Genomic DNA, 21,020 nt, shown 5'->3' with positions numbered 1-21,020 from the left:
TATTATATTTTTATAATTATTAATCTTTAACTGTTTTATTTATCACTAGGAGTTAAAGTTATGGAAATTAAACCTTTTTATGATGAAGAAGCAGCTAAAAATGGACTTCTTCAATACCATATAAAATTAAAGGAAGGCGATGTTGCTAGATATGTACTTCTTCCAGGGGATCCGAAAAGAGTTGGTTATATAGCAAAATTTTTAGATAATCCAGAGTTAAAAGCTGATTATAGAGAATATGTAACTATAACAGGTAAATATAAAGGAGTAGATGTATCAGTAACTTCTACAGGAATAGGAGGCCCTTCTGCTTCAATTGCTATGGAAGAACTTATCAAAGTTGGTGCTGATACATTTATAAGAGTTGGTACTGCAGGCGGACTTAGTTTAAAAGTAAAACCAAATGATTTAGCTATAGCACAAGCTGCCATAAAAGATGAAGGCACAACAAAAGAATATATACCTCTTGAATACCCTGCCATTGCTAATACAGATATTATGCTTGCATTAAGAGATGCAGCTAAAAAAAGAAATCATAATTATCATATAGGCGTAGTACACAGTAAAGACTGTTTCTATGGAGAATTGGAACCTCAAAATTCATTCTTTAGAGAAAAATTTGAAAATAATCTTAAATATTATACTTTATGCGGAGCAATAGCATCAGAAATGGAATGTGCTGCTTTATTTGCTTGTGCTTCATTAAGGAGAGTAAGAGCAGGCGGTATAATGCATATAGTAGAAAATACTATGATAGAAAGAATGGGTACTCATTTAGAATACAGTGATAACATAGAAAATATGATATTAACTGCATTAGAAGCTATAGTATTATTAAATGAAAAAGACAAAAACGCTAAAAAGGGGTAATAAAATATGTTTCCAAAAGCCTATTATAAAGAAAATGAAAATTTAGTACATCATCTAAAATTAAAAAAAGGAGATGTAGGCAGATATGTAATAATGCCTGGTGATCCTAAAAGATGTTCAAAAATAGCTAAAAGATTTGATAATGCAGAGTTAATAGCAGATTATAGAGAATATGCAACTTATACAGGCTATATAAATGGAGTTAAAGTTTCTACTACTTCACATGGTATAGGAGGCCCTTCAACTGCTATAGCTTTAGAAGAACTTATCAAAGTTGGTGCTGATACATTCTTACGCGTAGGTACATGCGGCGGTATGAATATGGATGTATTACCAGGAGATGTTGTCATAGTAAATGGTGCTATCAAAGGCGGCGGTACTATGGACAATTATATACCAAAAGAATTCCCATGCGTACCTAATATAGAAGTTTTAGAAGCTATGATTGAAGGTGCTGAAAAAGTAAAAACAAGAACACATGTAGGTATAGTTCAATGTAAAGATGCTTTTTACGCTCAGCATGCTCCAGAAAGTATGGCAGTTGATAAAGAATTATTATATAAATGGGATAGTTATATAAAAGCAGGCTGTTTAGCTTCTGAAATGGAATCTGCTACTTTATTTGCTGTAGGTGCAGCTAAAAACGTACGTACTGGTGCAGCAATGTTAGTATTACATAATCAAGAAAGAATAAAAAATAATATTAATGATCCAAAAGATTATACTGGCGAGGAGGCTATAGATTTAATAATAGAATCCATTAAAGTTTTAATAGAAAAAGATAGAATTTAGGCTGCAGCATGTATAAGAAAATAGTATTATTGTTATTATTTATCATTTTGTTACTATCATCTTGTAATGTAAATATGGAATCAGAAGACGATGCAACAAGCGGTGCTGAAATAGCAGTATTAATAGATTTAGGTACCATAGATGATAAATCCTTTAATCAAAGTTCTTGGGAAGGTGTAGAGGATTATGCAGAAACTAGAAGAATAAGTTATCAATATTATAAAGTACCGCAAAAAGATAAAGATTTAGATTCTTTTATAAAAACTGTGGATATGGCAGTAGATAACGGAGCCAAAATAGTTGTAAGTACTGGGTTTATTTTTCAAGAAACAATTTACGCAGTACAAGATGATTATCCTGATGTTAATTTCATTCTTATAGATGGAGTTCCTCAGCGTGAAGGTGATATAAAAATAACAAGCAACACTACTTCTATTTTATTTGCTGAAGAAGAAGTTGGTTTTCTAGCAGGTTATTCTGTAGTTAAAGACGGATATACTAATTTAGGAGTAATAGCAGGTCTGCCCTATCCTACTGTAAAGAGATTTGGTTATGGATTTATACAAGGTGCAGATTTTGCTGCTTCTGAATTAGAACTTGATAAACATTCTATTAAAATAAAATATAATTATATTGGAAATTTTGATGATACTGAGGAAAATCAAAAGCAAGCTGAAAACTGGTATAATGAAGGCGTGCAGGTAATATTTGCTCCTGCAGGCGGTGCTGCTTATTCAGTTATGAGTGCTGCTGAAAAAACAGGAGGATTGGTTGTAGGAATAGATGTTGATCAGAGTTTCGAATCTCCTACTGTTATTACTTCTGCTGTAAAAATGATAAGAGAATCTGTTTATAATGCTATTGATAATTATTATAAGGGAAGATTTGAAGGAGGAAAAACCGTTGTTTTAGACGCTAAAGTTAATGGTGTAGGTCTTCCTATGGATAATTCTAAGTTCAGAACATTTAGCAGAGAAAATTATAATAATATTTATAAAATGCTTGTTGATAAAAGGATAGTTGTGTTAAAAGATACTTATACAGAAACTCCTAAAGGGTTACCTACTAGGATAGTTAAAGTAGATTATATAGAATAAATCTAATATTCTATATAGAGGAATAACAAATATGAAAAGAATTTTTATTTTAATTGTTATAGCTGCTGTTTTTGCTTCTGTTATGTTATGCTGTAAAGGAAATGAAAACAGTAATAATTTTGAAATAGCTGTTTTAATAGATTTAGGTACTGTTGATGATAAGTCTTTTAATCAAGGTTCTTGGGAAGGAGTAAAAGACTATGCAGAAAATTACGGCATTACACATAAGTATTATAAAGTACCAAACAAAGACATTGAATCCTATTTAAATACAATAGAGTTAGCAGTAAAAGGCGGAGCAAAATTAATAGTAACACCGGGTTATATGTTTGAACCTGCCATTTACAAAGCACAAGACCTTTACACAAATGTACATTTCATATTAATAGATGGAGAACCTCAAGACGGAACTTATACTGATTATAAAACAGCAACAAATACAATTGCAATACTTTATGCAGAAGAAGAAGCAGGATTTTTGGCAGGTTATGCTATAGTAAAAGAAGGTTATAAAAATTTAGGCGTTTTAGCAGGGGTAGCACACCCTGCAGTTATAAGATTTGGTTATGGATTTGTACAAGGTGCTGAATATGCTGCTAATGAATTACAGCTTCCAAAAAATTCTATTAATATAAAATATACTTATGTAGGCAATTATGATGCAAGCCCAGAAAATCAAACATTAGCTACTTCTTGGTATAAAAGCGGTACAGAAGTAATATTTGCTCCTGCTGGCGGTGCTGCTTATTCAGTTATGAGTGCTGCTGAAAATAATAATGGATTAGTTATAGGAGTAGATGTTGATCAGAGTTTTGAATCTCCTACCGTTATTACTTCATCTATGAAAATGATAAGAGAATCTGTTTATAATGCAGTTGCTTCATATTATAATAATACTTTTGATGGCGGAAAAACTGTTATTTTAGATGCTAAAGTTAATGGTGTAGGTCTTCCTATGAATACATCAAAATTTAAAGTATTTACTGAAACTGACTATAACTATATATATAATCAACTTATAAAGAAAAGTATAAAGATATTAAAAGATACTGATGTAACAAGTGTAACAGAATTACCTATAAAATTGGTAAAAGTGGATTATATAAAATAGTATATATTTAATTTTGGCTTTAATAAAATTAAGCATAAATATTTTATCAAACAGGAGAATGAGAATATGAAAAAATTGCTCACTTCAATCATCATTATTATGGCTTTTATGGTAATTGTTTCATGCGGCGGCAGTAATAAATCTGGCGGATATGAACTAGCATTAATTACTGATGTTGGTACTATAGATGACAGATCATTTAACCAAGGGGCTTGGGAAGGTTTGACTCAGTATGCTCAAGAAAAAGGCATATCTCATAAATATTATCAACCTGCTCAAAAAACTACTGATGCTTATGTTGATGCTATAGATTTAGCAGTTGCAGCTGGAGCAAAATTAGTAGTAACTCCAGGTTTCTTATTTGAACCTGCTGTTTATAAAGCTCAAGACACTCACCCTAATGTTAATTTCGTACTTTTAGATGGTACTCCTCAAGACGGCACTTACACTGATTTCAGAATTGAGAAAAATGTTTATTCTGTACTTTATGCAGAAGAACAAGCCGGTTTCTTAGCTGGATATGCTATAGTAAAAGAAGGATACACTAATTTAGGTGTTATGGCTGGTATGGCTGTTCCTGCAGTTATAAGATTCGGTTATGGTTTCGTTCAAGGTGCAAATTATGCTGCTAAAGAAATGAAATTAGTTTCTGGAAGTGTAAAAATCAACTATACTTATATAGGAAATTTCAATGCTACTCCTGAAAACCAAACTTTAGCTACTTCTTGGTATCAAAGCGGAGTACAAGTAATATTTGCTCCTGCTGGCGGTGCTGGAAACTCTGTTATGAGTGCTGCTGAACAAAATAATGCTTTAGTTATAGGTGTAGATATAGACCAAAGTGCTGAATCTCCAACTGTTATTACTTCTGCTATGAAAATGCTTGGAGAATCTGTATACAATGCTATAGATGATTTCTATAAAAATCAATTCCCTGGCGGAAAATCTGTTGTACTTGATGCTAAAGTTAATGGTATAGGTCTTCCTATGAAAACTTCAAGATTCAAAGTATTCAATCAAAATGATTATGATTTAATATATCAAACTCTCATTTCAGGAAGTATAAAAATTCTTACAGACAAAGATGCTAAAGATGTTAATCAATTACCTTTAGATATAGTTAAAGTTAATTTTATACAATAATTAAAAGTTAGTTGAAATTTTAGAGATACCATCATTTATTAATGTTGGTATCTCTTTTATGGTTATAAAAATTTGCAGATAAACGGGGATAAGAAAATATGGAAAATTCAGAATATGTTGTTGAAATGCTTAATATTACTAAACGTTTTAAAGGAATAGTAGCCAATGACAATATTACTATACAATTAAAACGAGGAGAAATTCATGCTTTGCTTGGTGAAAATGGTGCCGGCAAATCTACGCTTATGAGTGTACTTTTCGGACTTTATAAGCAAGAAGAAGGAATTATTAAAGTTAATGGCAAAGAAGTGAATATTGACAACCCTAATACTGCTAATGCTCTTGGTATTGGTATGGTGCATCAGCATTTTAAACTTGTTCATAATTTCACTGCTTTAGAAAATATTATGCTTGGAGTAGAAACAGTAAAATATGGTATGCTTCAAGTTGATGATGCCAGAAAAAAAGTAATGGAACTTAGTAAAACTTATGGTCTTGAAATTTATCCCGATGCCCTTATTAGCGATTTGACTGTAGGTATGCAGCAAAGAGTAGAAATCTTAAAAATGTTATATAAAGACAATAATATACTTATTTTCGATGAGCCTACTGCTGTACTTACACCTAATGAAATTGAAGAACTTATGAAAATAATGAAGTCATTAGCTAATGAAGGAAAATCTATTCTTTTTATAACTCATAAATTAAACGAAATAAAAGAAGTTGCTGATAGATGTTCTGTTTTAAGAAAAGGAAAATACATTGGAACAATAGATGTAAAAACTACTACAAAAGAGCAAATGTCAGAAATGATGGTAGGAAGAAAGGTATCTTTAGTAGTAGAAAAAACTGAGGCTAAGCCAAAAGATGTTATTTTATCTGTAAAAGATTTAAGTGTAAAATCAAATGGAAGCACAAAAAATGTTGTTAATAATGTATCTTTTGAAGTACGTGCCGGTGAAATAGTATGTGTTGCTGGTATTGACGGAAACGGACAAACTGAACTTATATATGCTTTAACTGGTCTTATAGAAATGAGTACTGGAAATGTTACTTTAAATGGAAAAGATATTACTAATTTATCTATAAGAAATAAAACTTTAAGCGGTATAGGACATATACCAGAAGACAGACATAAACATGGACTTGTACTTGATTATACACTTGGAGAAAATTTAATACTTCAAACTTATTTCACTGACAAATTCCAGAAAAATGGATTCTTAAAATTTAAAGAAATGGAAGAATATTCTAAAGTATTAATAGATAGATTTGATATAAGAAGTGCTCAAGGTTCTAAAACAATAGCAAGAAGTATGTCTGGAGGTAATCAGCAGAAAGCTATTATTGCAAGAGAAATAGACAGAAACCCTGATTTACTTATAGCTGTTCAGCCTACAAGGGGCTTAGATGTTGGTGCTATTGAATATATACATAAAGAATTAATAAGGCAGCGTGATAATGGAAAAGCTGTTCTACTTGTTTCTTTAGAACTTGACGAGGTAATGAATTTAAGTGACAGAATACTTGTTATGTATGAAGGCGAAATAGTAGCAAATGTTTATCCTAAAGATTTGACTATTAATGAACTTGGTCTTTATATGGCAGGCTCTAAAAGAAGTGCATAATTTTTTGGTTTATAGTGTATTAGAAAATTTATTTTATATATTCTTTTGGTTTAATAGCTGTTATGAGAAACATAAATAGAATGAATAATTACTTTGTGCGTTACCTTCTAGGCTCTATTGGTAATGAATATATACTCAAATATTATGTATATAAAGAAATTCATAATCTAAAAACTATCAATATACAAAATTTTCTAAAAAATATTAATTTAAAAGAATATATTTTTAATATTAAGAATATTATTAAAAAGTTAATGATTATTAGCTTATGTCAGTTCTCAGAAGTCTAAAAAATCATAATAGATAATTATACTGTTGTTATAAAAGGAGTGCTTATGAGTGATAACAATAATCTCAAAAACAAATTATCAAACATTTTAGAGAAAGATGGTTTTATTAATATATTCTCATCTTTTCTCGCAATTATTATAGGGTTGCTTTTAGGACTAATAATACTTCTTATAAGCAATGCTGCTGATGCCTTTCCTGCCTTTATGACTATACTCTCAGGAGGATTTTCAGGAGGAGGCAGAGGTATGGGACAGGTTATATATACTGCTACTCCTTTAATATTAACAGGACTTTCTGTTGGCTTCGCTTTCAAAAATGGTCTATTTAATATTGGAGCTTCAGGACAATTTATAGTAGGTGCTTATGCTGCTGTACTTGTAGCTATTAAATGTACTTTTCTTCCGCCTGCTATTCATTGGTTAGTTGCTTTGTTTGCTTCTTTTATAGCTGGAGGACTTTGGGCTTATTTGCCTGGTTTTTTAAAAGCTCATTTCAATGTTAATGAGGTTATTTCAAGCATAATGATGAACTATATTGGTATGTATTTAGTTAATTATCTTGTTACTCTTACAGTTTATGATATGCTTAAAAACCAATCTCAAAATATACCTCCTTCTGCTATGATGCCTACAATGGGACTTAATGTTATATTCAAAGGTTCAAGTGCCAATGGAGGCTTTTTTATTGCTGTTATAGTAGTTATTATAGTATATATAATACTTTCAAAAACTACATTCGGTTTTGAACTTAAAGCATGCGGTCTTAATAAAGATGCCAGTAAATATGCAGGTATTAACGAAAAAAGAAATATTATTCTTTCTATGGTAATAGCTGGTGCTTTAGCAGGACTAGGCGGAGGACTTTTATATCTTTCTGGTGTTGGTAAACATATAGAAGTTGTTGACGTTCTTGCTGAAGAAGGTTTTATGGGTATACCTATTGCTTTGCTTGGACTTTCTCACCCTATAGGAATATTAATAGCAGGTCTTTTCATTGCTCATATTACTGTAGGCGGTTTTTATATGCAAATATACAATTTTACTCCTGAAATTATAGAAATGATTATTGCTTCTATAATATATTTCAGTGCTTTCGCTTTGCTATTTAAATATATAGTTGGATTTATATCCAAAAAAATAAAGAAAACAGAAGAAAAGAATGCTAATGAGTAAAGTTAGTAAAATAAAAAGGAGTTTTTAATGGAAACAATTTATTTTTTAGTACAGCAAACAATGTTTTTTTCTATACCTCTTTTACTTGTAGCATTAGGCGGAATGTTCTCTGAAAGAAGCGGTGTAGTTAATATTGCCCTTGAAGGTATAATGATAATTGGAGCTTTCGCCGGAATATTTTTCATAAGCAGATTCGGTGCTCTTTTCCCTCCAACTGTAACATTATTCATAGCTATGATAATTTCTGCCTTATCCGGAATAATATTCTCTTTGCTTCATGCTTATGCTGCTATAAGTATGAGTGCCGATCAGGTTATAAGCGGTACTGCTTTGAATATATTCGCTCCTGCTTTTGCCATATATGTTACAAGAGCTATTCAAGTAGTTCAGCAAATAACTTTTGTTAATAATTTTAGAATAGAATCTGTTCCTATACTCGGAAGCATACCTATAATAGGAGGATTATTCTTCAAAAACACATACATAACAACATACATAGGATTCATAATACTTGCATTATCTTGGTTTGTACTTTATAAAACTAGATTTGGTCTTAGACTTAGAAGCTGCGGAGAGCATCCTCAAGCTGCAGATTCTGTAGGTATTAATGTTTATAAAATGCGTTATATTGGTGTTGCTATATCAGGAGCTTTAGGCGGTTTAGGAGGTTTGGTATTTGTTATTCCTACTTCTACAAACTTCAATGCTACTGTTGCTGGTTACGGATTCTTGGCTTTGGCAGTACTTATATTCGGACAATGGAAGCCTATGAAAATACTTTATGCAGCGTTTTTCTTCGGTCTTATGAAAACATTAGCTTCCGCTTATTCAGGAATACCAATTCTTGCTAATTTGCCTATATCAAACAATATATACAAAATGATTCCTTATATAACAACTATAATAGTACTTGCATTCACTTCTAAAAATTCACAAGCTCCTAAAGCATCTGGTATCCCTTATGATAAGAGTGTAAGATAATTAATTAATATTATTATTACAAAGCTGGGAGGAAATTAAAACTCTCAGCTTTTTTATTTATAATTTTTTTAAACGCACGGTGAACAAAATTTAAAATATAATTAATTCAAATTGCAAATAAATATATATTCTTAGCTTAATTCTACGTGCGGTAATAACACAATAAATTAAAAAATATCTTGGGCGGGCAGCTTAAATAACTATTAAAACAAAAAAGAAAAATTATACTAAAATATCAAAAAGAATTATAAATATAAAGGGTGGGAAAATGTAATAAGATTTTGAAACTTAGCTTCATTCTGTAAGCGGTAAATAACACAATAAATTTAAAAAACTTGGGTGGGAAGCTTAAATAACTGTTAAAACAAAAAAAGAAAAATTATACTAAAATATCAGAAAATAATTGTAAGCCTAGAGGGTGGAAAAATGTAATAAGATTTTAAAACTTAGCTTCATTCTGTAAGCAGTAAATAACACAATAAATTTAAAAAAACTTGGGTGGGCAGCTTAAATAACTGTTAAAACGAAAAAGAAAAATTATACTAAAATATCAAAATAAATTGTAAATATAAAGGGCGGGCAAATGTAATAAGATTTTGAAACTTAGCTTCATTCTGGAGGCGTTAAATAACACAATAAATTAAAAAATATCTTGGGTGGGCAGCTAAAATAACTATTAAAACAAAAAAGAAAAATTATACTAAAATATCAAAATAAATTATAAATATAAAGGGCGGGCAAGTGTAATTAAAGTTTGTAAAATATTTATTTTCTATATATAATTAAAATAAATTTTATATATTGGATTTTTTTATGCTTAAATATGATTCAAAAGAAATATTAGATTATGTTATAAAATGCAGAAGATATTTACATTCTATACCTGAACTTGGAAGCGATTTACCTAAGACTCAGGAATTTGTAATAAATGAACTTAATAATTTTAAAAATATTAAATATACAAAAAATAAAAAAGACTCCGGCATTATAGCCTATATTAATGGCAATAAAACAAATAATTCAAAAACTGTAGCTTTAAGAGCAGATATGGACGCTTTGCCTATAAAAGAAGAAACAGATTTTGAATATAAATCCTGCAATAACAATATGCATGCATGCGGTCATGATGCCCATGCTGCAATACTTTTAGGTGCCTGCAAAATACTTAATGATAATATAGATGAGTTTTCTGGAACTGTTAAATTTTTATTTCAAACAGGAGAAGAAACAGGAACAGGTGCCAAAATAATGATTGAAGAAAATGCATTAAAAGATGTTGATGCAATATTGGGAGTACATGTTGGAAGTTTTGCTTTGGACACACCTAATGGATTTTTTATTATTCAGGAAGGGCCTATACTTGCTTCCACAGATAAGATTATAATAAGAGTAAAAGGAAAAGGAACGCATGGAGCTTATCCTCATGCGGGTGTTGATCCTATAGTTATGTCTGCTGAAATTATTAATGGACTTCAATCAATAATAACTAGAGAAATAGATCCGTCTGAAACTGTTGTTTTATCGCTTTGCAAAATCAACGGAGGAACTGCATTTAATATTATACCAGATGTTATAGAAATAGAAGGTACAATAAGAGCTTTTAGTAATGAAGTGCGTGATTTCTTTATAAAAAGAATAAAAGAAAAATCAAAATTAATTGCAGAATCATTAAGAGGAGAATGCGATATTGAAATAATAGAATATGCATGTGTAACTAATAATGATAAAGATATAACTAACACAGTAAAAGACACTGCCCAAAAAATATTTTCAGATGATGCAGTTTGGAATCATTATTATAAACCTAGTATGGGTGGAGAAGATTTTTCTTATTATTTAAGAGAAATTAAAGGCTGTTTTGCTTTATTTTCTACTATTACTGATAAAAAAATACCTAATCATAATAGTAAATTTGAAATTAATGAAAGTAAATTAAATATGCCTTCAGAACTTATGGCTAATTGGGCTATTAACTTTTTAAATAGCTGATATTACATAAATTGAATTATACTGTTTATTATTTAAGATACATAAACAAAATATAATTTTTTTATTATATTTAAAACGAAATTAATATTTTTAGGGAAACAATAAGAATGGTATATGAAATTTTTTCTAATAGATTTTCAATAGGAATAATATCCTATGTTGTTTTTATAATATCAGCAAGCACACATGAATACTCGCATGCCAGAACCGCATACTCACTTGGAGACAGAACAGCTATGCGTCTTGGAAGGCTTACGCTTAATCCATTAGCACATGTTGATATATTGGGAACTGTTATACTGCCATTACTTGCGGCTATTACTGGAATTCCTGTTATAGGTTGGATGAAAGCTGTACCTGTTAATCCTAATAATTTTAATAATTTTGAAAGAGATCAGGCATTAGTATCATTTGCAGGCCCTTTTGCTAATTTAATAATGGCAACTATAGCATTTATTATAATGAAGATACTTACTTTTACAGTTAATGGTACTTTTATAATATATAAACTTATTATGCTTTTAGAGCAGCATAGTAATATTGTAACTAATATCATGCTTAATGCATTACCTATAGTTTTAACAATATTATTTATGTTTTATGTAATAAATATAATGCTTATGTTTTTTAATCTTTTGCCTTTTCCTCCATTAGATGGCGGTTGGATATTGAGATTCTTTTTATCTCCAAGAGGAAAAGAAACTTATGATAAAATATATCCTTATGGATTTTTAATATTATATGCTTTATTATTCGTTGGAATATTAAGAACTGTATTATCATTTATACAAACTATGTCGCAATATATACTAGGAAGCGAAACTATAAAAATAATATTTTCTATATAACATATAGTAAACTTCATTAACGCACGGTGAATAGAATTTAAAATATAATCGAATTTGAATTCAAAATAAATTTATATTTTTAGATTTGCTCTACGTGCGGTAAATAAACAACAAATTTAAAAAAAATCTTGGGCGGGCAGTTAAAATAACAGAAAAAACAAAAAAGAAAATAACACAAAAATATCAGAAAATATTGAAAGCCTAAAGGGCGGGCAAGTGTAATTTTAATTTTAAAACTTTTATTACATACCCCACCCTTTATACTTTATATTGTATTTTTATTTTAAATATTCATTATCTTTATAGATTAATCAGAAATTTCAGCACCCACCCAAGTTTAAATTAAATAAAAAATGCATTTAACGCACGGTGAACAAAATTTAAAATATAATCGAATTTGAATTCAAAATAAATTTATATTTTTAGATTTGCTCTACGTGCGGTAAATAAACAACAAATTTTAAAAAAATCTTGGGCGGGCAGTTAAAATAACAGTAAAAACAAAAAAGAAAATAACACAAAAATATCAGAAAATATTGAAAGCCTAAAGGGCGGGCAAGTGTAATTTTAATTTTAAAACTTTTATTACATACCCCACCCTTTATACTTTATATTGTATTTTTATTTTAAATATTCATTATCTTTATAGATTAATCAGAAATTTCAGCACCCACCCAAGTTTAAATTAAATAAAAAATGCATTTAACGCACGGTGAACAAAATTTAAAATATAATCGAATTTGAATTCAAAATAAATTTATATTTTTAGATTTGCTCTACGTGCGGTAAATAAACAACAAATTTTAAAAAAATCTTGGGCGGGCAGTTAAAATAACCGAAAAAACAAAAAAGAAAAAGAATATAAAAATATCAGAAAATATTGAAAGCCTAAAGGGCTGGCAAATGTAATTTATATTTTATTATTTTTTAAACTTTCCATGCCACCAATCCCATTTAGGTGAATAGAACATATATTCTATAGAAAAATCAAAAGTTGCAGTATTAGGAGCATAACCTTTTCCCCATACAACTTTATGATAAGATACAGTCATATATAAGAAATCAGAGATAGTAGCTTTAAATTTAACAAAAGGCTCTAAATATGTAAGATTGGATTCTTTGGTATAAGGAAATACATAAGTTACACCTGTATACAAAGTAATAAATGGAGAAGTAATAATCTCAATTCCACCCATTATCTCACCAGTTGTAAAAATATCTTTTAGAAAATTATCTCTAGTATCAAAAGTATAAGAAAATAAAAAGTTTAAAGGTATTACTTTAGGAACACCAGCCAACATTATAGTTGCATACATATTAAACGGGTCCTTAATATTTCCATATACAAAATTACTTTTTTGAAACGTATAACCTACCCCAACTTTTGCCCCTATAGATAAATACCAATCTAAAAATGTAGCTTTTATAGATGCATTGATAGAATCAAAACCAAAACCATCTGTCATATTAGTTGCACTGGTTATATCATTTCTTGAATCTTGCCTTTGATATGTAAAGCTAGCGGATACATCTAATTCTAAATATTTAATAGGTCTTACACTGAAATAAGGCATAAATGTAAAATATAAATCCCTTCTGCTTATATTTTCATTATAAGGATCCAATGTATATAACTGTCCATTAAACCAAGAGTTATACTCACTAAATATCCCGCCTATTCCAGCAGAAAACATTTTAGTTTTTTGTATAAGAGGAGATACATCAAAAGAAAAATCGTTTCTCCTAGCAAAAGAAATTTGTGAAAAACAGAATAATATAATAAATACAAAATATATAACAAATAATCTATTTTTCATAACTCAGAAATTATTTCTTTAACAAGTCAAGATTTTTTTCTATATTATATCTATATCTCAAATCTGTAACTAATATTTGATATTTTTGCTGTGTTTTAGCTTCTATAACCATAGTCTCTAAAGCCTTTTGTGCATCAGCATAAGGAAGTGAGTCTATATTATACATTTTACCATATTGCTCATAAGCCAAATTGATTTCTTCTTCAGTAGGTTTAGGTATAGTAGATCTTATAGTTTTATCTATAAAATTAGCAGTAACAGCACTTCTAGTCAAGAAATTCTCTATAGCTTTGGCTTGAGGAGTATCATAGAAACCGGTCTTTTTTGCCTCATACATCATAACTTCACGTGCCACAAAAGCTTTAAACATACCTTCTTTTGCCTGCATTCTTAAAGCAGCAGGTATATTAGCTCCTGCCTGTTTTATAGATTCATTAAACATATCATTAAATTCAGAAAGAGGTACAGTTGTTTCATCTATAGTAATACAAGGATCAGAAGTTACAGAATATTTCAAATTATAATTAGTTTGAGCAGCTGCTATAATTTTATCATATTCATTACGCATACGTTCTTGAAGAATTGTTGTTTCTATATCCATAGCAACTTGTTCATAAGTTACATTTCTTCCAACAGCTGCCTGTATACGGCTTCTATTTTCATTAAAAAATTTTCTTTTTTCTTCATCAGTAACAACAGCAAAATTATCAGCTACCTTTTCTTGCATATAAAGCTGAGATAATTGATTATCACGTTCTTTAGAGATTAATTTAACAACTTCATCATCTTTATCATAACCTTCTTCTACAGCCTTCATATATACAAGTTCTTGTTCTATAAGCTGAGAAGCAAATTGCCATAATTGCAAATCATTAGTAAGAATAACTTCAACGGCTTCCGGAGGAGCACCTCTAAAAATTGTAAGATTTGAAATTTCAGATAAACAATCCTGAATAGTTATAAGTTTTTTAACATTGGTTTGATTATCTCTTATTCTAATTACCCAATTAGTATCTTCAGAATATAAAAATGAACAAAATAAAGTTATAGAAAAAAGTACTAAAAAAATTTTTTTTATCATAACAAAATAAATCCTAATTAAAATTCACTTACTTAAAAATCATCATCTTCATCAGTATCATTGGATTTCTTTTTACCTCTAAAAAGGTCTATTATAGATTTGAATATATTGATAATACTAATATTGTTGGCAAACTCTTTAGTCATTATACTAAAATTATTGACACTGCTGGATAAGCTATTAATTACTTCATGTACATTGCCTAAAGTAGTTTTTGCTTTATTTGCTTCTTCATCTACTACGATACTAATATTATTAATTTTTTCACTAATAGATTCAATATTTTCTAATATTCTATCGAATCTATTAGTGAATCTAAAATAACCAGCAAGTAAAACAAAAAATATAGCTAAAACCAATATAAGAATTGATATTGCTATAAAAGCTAAAGATATAGCTATAACATTAATTTGAAATGTAATATCTTGCATATTGTTATTATTCTTCTACTTCTTCAGAAGTTCTTTTTTTTCTTTTTTCAAAGAAATCATTAGTTTTTTCTTTGCCTTTTTCTACTAATTCAGAAGTTTTTAAAACGCTTCTATGATAAATATCATCTACTTTAAATTTGATATTATCCATAGTTTCTTTAATATCTTCTCTAGTTTCTTCACCTGCTTTTGGAGCAAATAATACTCCTAATGCTAATCCAGCTGTTAAGCCTAGTAGAAAAGAAAACATACTTGAAGCTTCTTTAGACATAATAATATCCCTCCTAGTTATATAACTTGTTTTTTAATATTAAATTTAATTTACATTTTTGTCAACCGAATATAAAACTTATTTTTATACAAAAAGTAATAAATTAGCATATATTAATATTGTTTTTTTATATAAAAGTATTAATATTAAAACCTTTATATAGGAAAATATTTAAGGAGTTTTTTGATGGAATTAAAGGTATTAAATAAACAAAACAATTCAAGAATGTGTTTAGTATGCGGATTTAAAAACGATTTAAGTTTAAAAGCTGAATTTTATGAATTAGAAGATAAATCATTATGTGCATTAGTAACTTTTAAAGATGTGCATCAAGGCTACCCTTCAAGAGTGCATGGAGGAATACTTGCTGCTATATTAGATGAAACTATAGGCAGAGCTATGATGCCTTATACCGGTGAAGATAAATGGGGTGTTACTATAACACTTACAACAAAATATAAAAGACCAGTGCCTATTAATGAAGAAATAAGAATAATAGGAAAAATAACTTCAGGAGACGGCAGAATTTTTGAAGGTGAAGGTTATATACTTCTTAATGATGACAAAGTAGCTGTAACTGCTAAAGGTACATATATATGTATGAGTTTAGAAAAAATAGCTGAAATGGATCCTAACAGTGAAGAAGATTGGTTTGTAGAGAAAAAAGAAACTGATCCTACAACAATAAATATACCTTAATATTTTTATTTAATAAAAAATTATTCTTAAATACTATAATAAACTTTTTTTATTAAACGGCTTAAATATGAATAAAAAATTTGTTATGTCATATAGCGGAGGAAAAGACAGTACTTTAGCATTATACAAAATGATTAAAGACGGATATATTCCTAAGTATATAATAACTACAATAAATGAAGAAGACGAACATTCTTGGTTTCATGGAATATCTCTTGAGTTGTTTCGGGCTTTAAGTAAATGTTTAGATATTCCTCACATTGCTATTAATACCACACATTACACTTATAGAGTAAATTTTATAGAAGAATTAAAAAAGGTTAAAGAAGAAGAAATTAATATTTGTGCTTTCGGAGATATAGATATTCAAATGCATAGAGATTGGGCTGAAAATTTATGCAAGGAATCAGGTTTTTAATCTAAATTTCCTTTATGGCATCAGTCAAGAATATCATTAGCAAGAGAATTTGTTAATGCTGGTTTTAAGGCTAAAATAAAAATAATTGATACATCTAAACTTGATAAAAAATATTTAGGGCTTGATTTTACTAATGAACTTATTGATGAATTTATATCTATTGGAATAGACCCTGCAGGAGAATCCGGCGAGTTTCATACATTCGTATATGACGGCCCTATATTTAAAAAGCCTGTTAATATAGAACTGTCAGAAGTACATGATTTTGAAAATCATTCAAGTATTAATATTATTTGCAAAGGTGTATAATATTTTAAAGTTAATTGTTAAAAAATATAAACTTTAAAATTTGTTTGTTAATAAATAATGTTTGACTTTGATTAATAGTTTTTGTATAATATTTCATTATTATTCTATATAAAAAATATATAAAAGAAAAATATATAAAAGCAGTAAAGTATGAAGATAAATGAATTAGTATCTATATTAGTTCCTGTATATAATATAGAAGCAACAATAGAAAAAAATATAAATATACTTATAGAAAAAGTTTCACCATTTATGATGAACTTTGAAATAATAATTTCTGATGACGGAAGCAGTGATAATTCAAAAGAAGAAATACAAAAATTATGCCTTAATTTTCAAAAGAATAATACAAATAAAAATATTAAAAATATAATAGGTGTATATGCAATAGAAAATCAAGGTAAAGGACATGCTTTAAAAAGAGCCTGTGAAGTTGCAAACGGTGATTATATAATATTCTGTGACGGTGATATGGAAATAGATCCTGCACAATTAGAAAATTTCTTTGATATTATGCAAAAAGAAAATGCTGATGTTGTTATAGGTTCAAAAAGACATAAAGATTCTATTGTTAATTATTCCAATATAAGAAAATTAATTTCTTTTATATATTTTATGTTTGTAAAAATATTCTTTCACCTTCCTATACAGGATACTCAAACTGGATTAAAACTTTTCAAAAGAGATGCTATCATAAATATTTTCCCAAGAATATTAGTAAAAGCTTTCGCCTATGACTTGGAAGTTTTAGTAGCTTGCAATTCTAATGGTAAAAAAATAGTATCTGCCCCAGTAATAGTTAATCCTAACAGACATTTCGGATTTATTAAATTTCCTGTTTTATGGAGAACATTTATTGATACTTTGGCTATATTCTATAGACTTAATATAGTTCATTTCTATAATGATTTATTTGATGAACTAAAAGAAAAACAATTAGTAAGCATCATAATACCATTAAAAAAAATTAATGATTATATAAAAGAAGAAACACAGTATTTGCTTGAACAAATATATACAAATTTTGAAGTAATCATACTTCCGGATAAATGTACAGAAGATGAAATCAATATAGAATTATTTAAAGATAAAAGAATAAAGATAGTAGAGACTGGAGAATTTCCACCAGCAATAAAAAGAGCTATGGGAGTAAAAAACTCTAGCGGAAATATATTAGCTTTCTTAGATGATGATACATATCCGGAAAAAGATTGGCTTCATAATGCATTAAGAGCTATGGAAAGTACAAAAGTTAATGCTTTAGGAGGCCCTGCAGTGAACACTCCTAAAGATAATTTTTCAAAGCAAATAAGCGGACTTATTTACAGTTCTACACTTATGAGCGGAAAGCATAAGGCAAGATATGTGCCTGACAAAGTACAGTATGTTAATGATTATCCAAGCTGCAACTTTATTATCACTAGAGATCTTTATGATAGAGCTGGCGGTTTTGACAGTGAATATTGGCCCGGTGAAGATACTATACTTTGCAACAATATAATGAAGATTAAAGAAAAAATATTATATACTCCGGAGGCATTAGTTTATCATCATAGAAGAGATTTATTCTTTGGGCATTTTAAACAGTTAAAAGGATATGCTTGGCATAGAGGATATTTTGTAAAAAGATTTGGGGGTAATTCTTTAAGTTTATCATACTTTATACCTTCAATATTCTTATTTTATACTATTTTTGTACCTATTGCATTTTATTTTAATCTGCCTCAGGTTTTAAACAATTATATACCAAGTATAAATAAAAATATTTTTTCAGCATTATTACTATTTCCGCATAGTTTTTATTGTTTATGTCTTCTTGGAAGTTGGGCAAGTACTCTTTCTCTTACCAAAGGTTTTTGTAAGGCTGTAGGGATATTTTTATCGCATCTTACTTATGGTGTATTTTTTATAAAAGGTTTTATAACAGGTTTTATTAAGAAGAAGTAATTAATATAAATTATTTTTGTATTGCTATAACCGCACGTATAATGAAGCTAACAATATAAATTTATTTATAATTCAATATTAATTATATTTTAAATTTTGCTCACCGTGCGTTACTTTCATGTTAAATCTAATTTTCACTTGGGCGGGTGCCGTAATTCATAATTAAGACATAAAGTTAATGAATATTAACATTTTAAATATAGCAATAAGGGATAAAGGGCGGGGCATGTAATAAAAGTTTTAAAATTTAATTACACTTGCCCACCCTCTAGCCTTATAATTTTTTTCTGATATCTTTATACCGTTTTTCTTTTTTATTAAAACTGTTATTTTAGCTGCCCACCCAATTTTTTTTAATCTATTGTACTATCACCGCACGTAGAATAAAACCAATAATATAGATTTATTTATAATTCAATATTAATTATATTTTAAATTTTGCTCACCGTGCGGTATTTTCGTGTTAAACCTGATTTTCACTTGGGCGGGTGCTGTAATTTCTAATTAAACTATAAAGAAATGAAGATTGAAAATTCAAAATTGATATAAAAAAATAAAGGGCGGGATATTAGAAAAAAGCCAATAAACTTTTTAATAAATATCCCTACCCTATTATATATAGAAAATTAACAATTATATTTTATTTATTTAATACCTTATATAAGAACTCTTTAACTCTGTCATGCTTAGGATTAGCGAAAAACTCATTAGGTTCTTCATCTTCAAGTATCTTTCCGTCATTCATGAAAAGTATTCTTGTAGCAACATTCTTAGCAAAACCCATTTCATGAGTTACTATAAGCATAGTCATACCTTCTCTGGCAAGCTCAACCATAACATCTAAAACCTCTTTAATCATCTCTGGGTCTAAAGCAGATGTAGGCTCATCGAATAACATTATATCAGGCTCCATCGCTAAAGCTCTAGCTATTGCTATTCTCTGTTTCTGACCTCCGGAAAGTTTATTAGGATAAACATCTTTTTTATCAACTAAACCTACTTTCTTAAGAAGTTCTATTGCCTTTTTTTCAGCATCTTCTTTAGATACATTCTTTACTTTCATAGGTGCCAAAGTAATATTTTTCATTACTGTTTTATGAGGGAATAAATTAAAATGCTGAAATACCATTCCAAGATTCTGTCTTACAGTATTGATATTGGTATTTTTATCCATAATGTTTTGACCATTTATGATAATGTCCCCTTGAGATGGCTCTTCAAGTCTGTTAATACATCTCAAAAAAGTAGATTTACCGCTTCCGGAAGGCCCTATTATGGCAATAATTTCACCTTTGGCAATATCAACATCTATACCTTTAAGTACTTCTAATTTACCAAATTTTTTATGCAAATTTCTTACTTTAATCACTTTCTCTTAAACCCTCCTCTACCTTTCTCATAAACATAGCAAATACAGAAGTTAATATAAAGTAAATTATACCAACCGCTATAAGAGGCTCAACTCCTCTATATGTCTGACTTGTAATGATATTAGCAGATCTAAGCAAATCAACTCCGCCTATAAAACCAACTACAGAAGTTTCTTTAAGTAATGCTATAAACTCACTTACAAGAGGAGGCAATATCTTTTTAATAGCCTGAGGAATTATAATCTCTTTCATAGAAAGGGAATAATTCATACCCAAAGCTCTAGCCGCTTCCATTTGACCTTTATCTAAACTTTGTATACCAGCCCTTATAATCTCAGCAACATAAGCTCCAGAGTTAATACCGAAAGCAATGGCAGCTATAATAAGTATAGGAGTATCTCTTAAATTACCTATAAAAATAACATTAGCCCAAATCATAAGCTGAACAACTACAGGAGTTCCTCTCAAAATATTAACATATAAAAACGCTATCTTTGATAATGGGTTAAAATTAGCCAATTTCTTTGAATTTTTAAAAGGATAAAATTCTGAAAGCTGAAGCAAAGCTATTAATATACCTAATATAATACCTAATATAGTAGCTAATGCTGTTACCCCTATAGAAAAAATTAACCCTTTAAAAATATACATATATCTGCCATTAGATATAAATATTTTTTCAAGAAGTTCTAAATATTCCAGCATAAAAATACCTTTATAAAAAAATAAATCTTCCTTTTGAATCTTAATTCAAT

At 28.9% G+C, this 21,020-nt stretch carries 18 protein-coding genes and 1 pseudogene; 13 read left to right on the top strand and 6 right to left on the bottom strand.

The window, feature by feature from the left end; genetic code table 11:
* The first annotated feature begins 60 nt into the window (after positions 1-60).
* The 10 genes from R4K56_RS02705 (at position 61) to R4K56_RS02660 (ending at position 11,922) form a co-directional block, all read left to right on the top strand.
* Complete coding sequence (locus R4K56_RS02705; protein ID WP_335756775.1) at positions 61-870, top strand: nucleoside phosphorylase; 810 nt, start codon at positions 61-63, stop codon at positions 868-870.
* A gap of 6 nt (positions 871-876) precedes the next feature.
* Complete coding sequence (locus R4K56_RS02700; RefSeq protein ID WP_335771982.1) at positions 877-1,662, top strand: nucleoside phosphorylase; 786 nt, start codon at positions 877-879, stop codon at positions 1,660-1,662.
* Positions 1,663-1,670: 8 nt separating this feature from the next.
* Complete coding sequence (locus R4K56_RS02695; protein WP_335771983.1) at positions 1,671-2,759, top strand: BMP family lipoprotein; 1,089 nt, start codon at positions 1,671-1,673, stop codon at positions 2,757-2,759.
* A gap of 31 nt (positions 2,760-2,790) precedes the next feature.
* Positions 2,791-3,870 (top strand): BMP family lipoprotein, encoded by a 1,080-nt coding sequence (locus R4K56_RS02690; RefSeq protein ID WP_335771984.1) that lies wholly within the window; start codon positions 2,791-2,793, stop codon positions 3,868-3,870.
* A 66-nt stretch (positions 3,871-3,936) separates the two neighbouring features.
* Positions 3,937-5,013 (top strand): BMP family lipoprotein, encoded by a 1,077-nt coding sequence (locus tag R4K56_RS02685; RefSeq protein WP_335771985.1) that lies wholly within the window; start codon positions 3,937-3,939, stop codon positions 5,011-5,013.
* Positions 5,014-5,111: 98 nt separating this feature from the next.
* Positions 5,112-6,641 carry an ABC transporter ATP-binding protein gene (locus R4K56_RS02680; protein WP_335771986.1) on the top strand — a complete coding sequence of 510 codons (1,530 nt, stop codon included), beginning with the start codon at positions 5,112-5,114 and terminating at the stop codon, positions 6,639-6,641.
* 335 nt (positions 6,642-6,976) lie between these two features.
* Positions 6,977-8,104 carry an ABC transporter permease gene (locus tag R4K56_RS02675; RefSeq protein WP_335756781.1) on the top strand — a complete coding sequence of 376 codons (1,128 nt, stop codon included), beginning with the start codon at positions 6,977-6,979 and terminating at the stop codon, positions 8,102-8,104.
* 27 nt (positions 8,105-8,131) lie between these two features.
* Entirely contained in the window at positions 8,132-9,085 is a 954-nt protein-coding gene (locus R4K56_RS02670; protein WP_335756782.1) for an ABC transporter permease, read from the top strand.
* Positions 9,086-9,898: 813 nt separating this feature from the next.
* On the top strand, positions 9,899-11,074 hold the full coding sequence (locus R4K56_RS02665) for a M20 metallopeptidase family protein (RefSeq protein WP_335771987.1): 1,176 nt from the start codon (positions 9,899-9,901) through the stop codon (positions 11,072-11,074).
* Between the two features lie 107 nt (positions 11,075-11,181).
* Positions 11,182-11,922 (top strand): site-2 protease family protein, encoded by a 741-nt coding sequence (locus R4K56_RS02660; protein ID WP_335771988.1) that lies wholly within the window; start codon positions 11,182-11,184, stop codon positions 11,920-11,922.
* Positions 11,923-12,842: 920 nt separating this feature from the next.
* Here the strand turns inward: R4K56_RS02660 and R4K56_RS02655 are convergent.
* The 4 genes from R4K56_RS02655 to R4K56_RS02640 are packed head-to-tail and all read right to left on the bottom strand — an operon-like array spanning position 12,843 to position 15,522.
* Positions 12,843-13,739, bottom strand: coding sequence for a hypothetical protein (locus R4K56_RS02655; RefSeq protein ID WP_335771989.1), 897 nt, complete (start codon positions 13,737-13,739; stop codon positions 12,843-12,845).
* A 10-nt stretch (positions 13,740-13,749) separates the two neighbouring features.
* Complete coding sequence (locus tag R4K56_RS02650) at positions 13,750-14,820, bottom strand: peptidylprolyl isomerase (RefSeq protein WP_335771990.1); 1,071 nt, start codon at positions 14,818-14,820, stop codon at positions 13,750-13,752.
* Between the two features lie 32 nt (positions 14,821-14,852).
* Positions 14,853-15,251, bottom strand: coding sequence for a DUF948 domain-containing protein (locus R4K56_RS02645; RefSeq protein ID WP_335771991.1), 399 nt, complete (start codon positions 15,249-15,251; stop codon positions 14,853-14,855).
* Between the two features lie 7 nt (positions 15,252-15,258).
* Positions 15,259-15,522 carry a YtxH domain-containing protein gene (locus R4K56_RS02640; protein WP_297299543.1) on the bottom strand — a complete coding sequence of 88 codons (264 nt, stop codon included), beginning with the start codon at positions 15,520-15,522 and terminating at the stop codon, positions 15,259-15,261.
* Between the two features lie 186 nt (positions 15,523-15,708).
* On the opposite strand from R4K56_RS02640, the gene R4K56_RS02635 reads away from it, so the two are divergent.
* The 3 genes and pseudogenes from R4K56_RS02635 to R4K56_RS02625 all read left to right on the top strand — a co-directional run bounded on the left by R4K56_RS02635 (position 15,709) and on the right by R4K56_RS02625 (position 18,895).
* Positions 15,709-16,221, top strand: coding sequence for a PaaI family thioesterase (locus tag R4K56_RS02635; protein ID WP_335771992.1), 513 nt, complete (start codon positions 15,709-15,711; stop codon positions 16,219-16,221).
* Positions 16,222-16,288: 67 nt separating this feature from the next.
* Positions 16,289-16,948 (top strand): annotated as a pseudogene (locus R4K56_RS02630) (Dph6-related ATP pyrophosphatase).
* A gap of 150 nt (positions 16,949-17,098) precedes the next feature.
* Complete coding sequence (locus R4K56_RS02625; protein WP_335771993.1) at positions 17,099-18,895, top strand: glycosyltransferase family 2 protein; 1,797 nt, start codon at positions 17,099-17,101, stop codon at positions 18,893-18,895.
* Positions 18,896-19,535: 640 nt separating this feature from the next.
* Here the strand turns inward: R4K56_RS02625 and R4K56_RS02620 are convergent.
* Positions 19,536-20,264: an amino acid ABC transporter ATP-binding protein gene (locus R4K56_RS02620; RefSeq protein ID WP_335756791.1), complete on the bottom strand. Its 729-nt coding sequence runs from the start codon at positions 20,262-20,264 to the stop codon at positions 19,536-19,538.
* Entirely contained in the window at positions 20,257-20,970 is a 714-nt protein-coding gene (locus R4K56_RS02615) for an amino acid ABC transporter permease (RefSeq protein ID WP_297299157.1), read from the bottom strand. The genes R4K56_RS02620 and R4K56_RS02615 overlap by 8 nt, the downstream gene beginning before the upstream one ends.
* Between the last annotated feature and the right edge of the window lie 50 nt (positions 20,971-21,020).

Origin of the sequence: Brachyspira pulli (assembly GCF_036997785.1) — a bacterium.
In the GTDB taxonomy this organism is placed as follows: Bacteria; Spirochaetota; Brachyspiria; order Brachyspirales; family Brachyspiraceae; genus Brachyspira; species Brachyspira pulli.
Note: the sequence above shows the minus strand (reverse complement) of the source record. Positions and strands in the feature narration are given on the sequence as shown.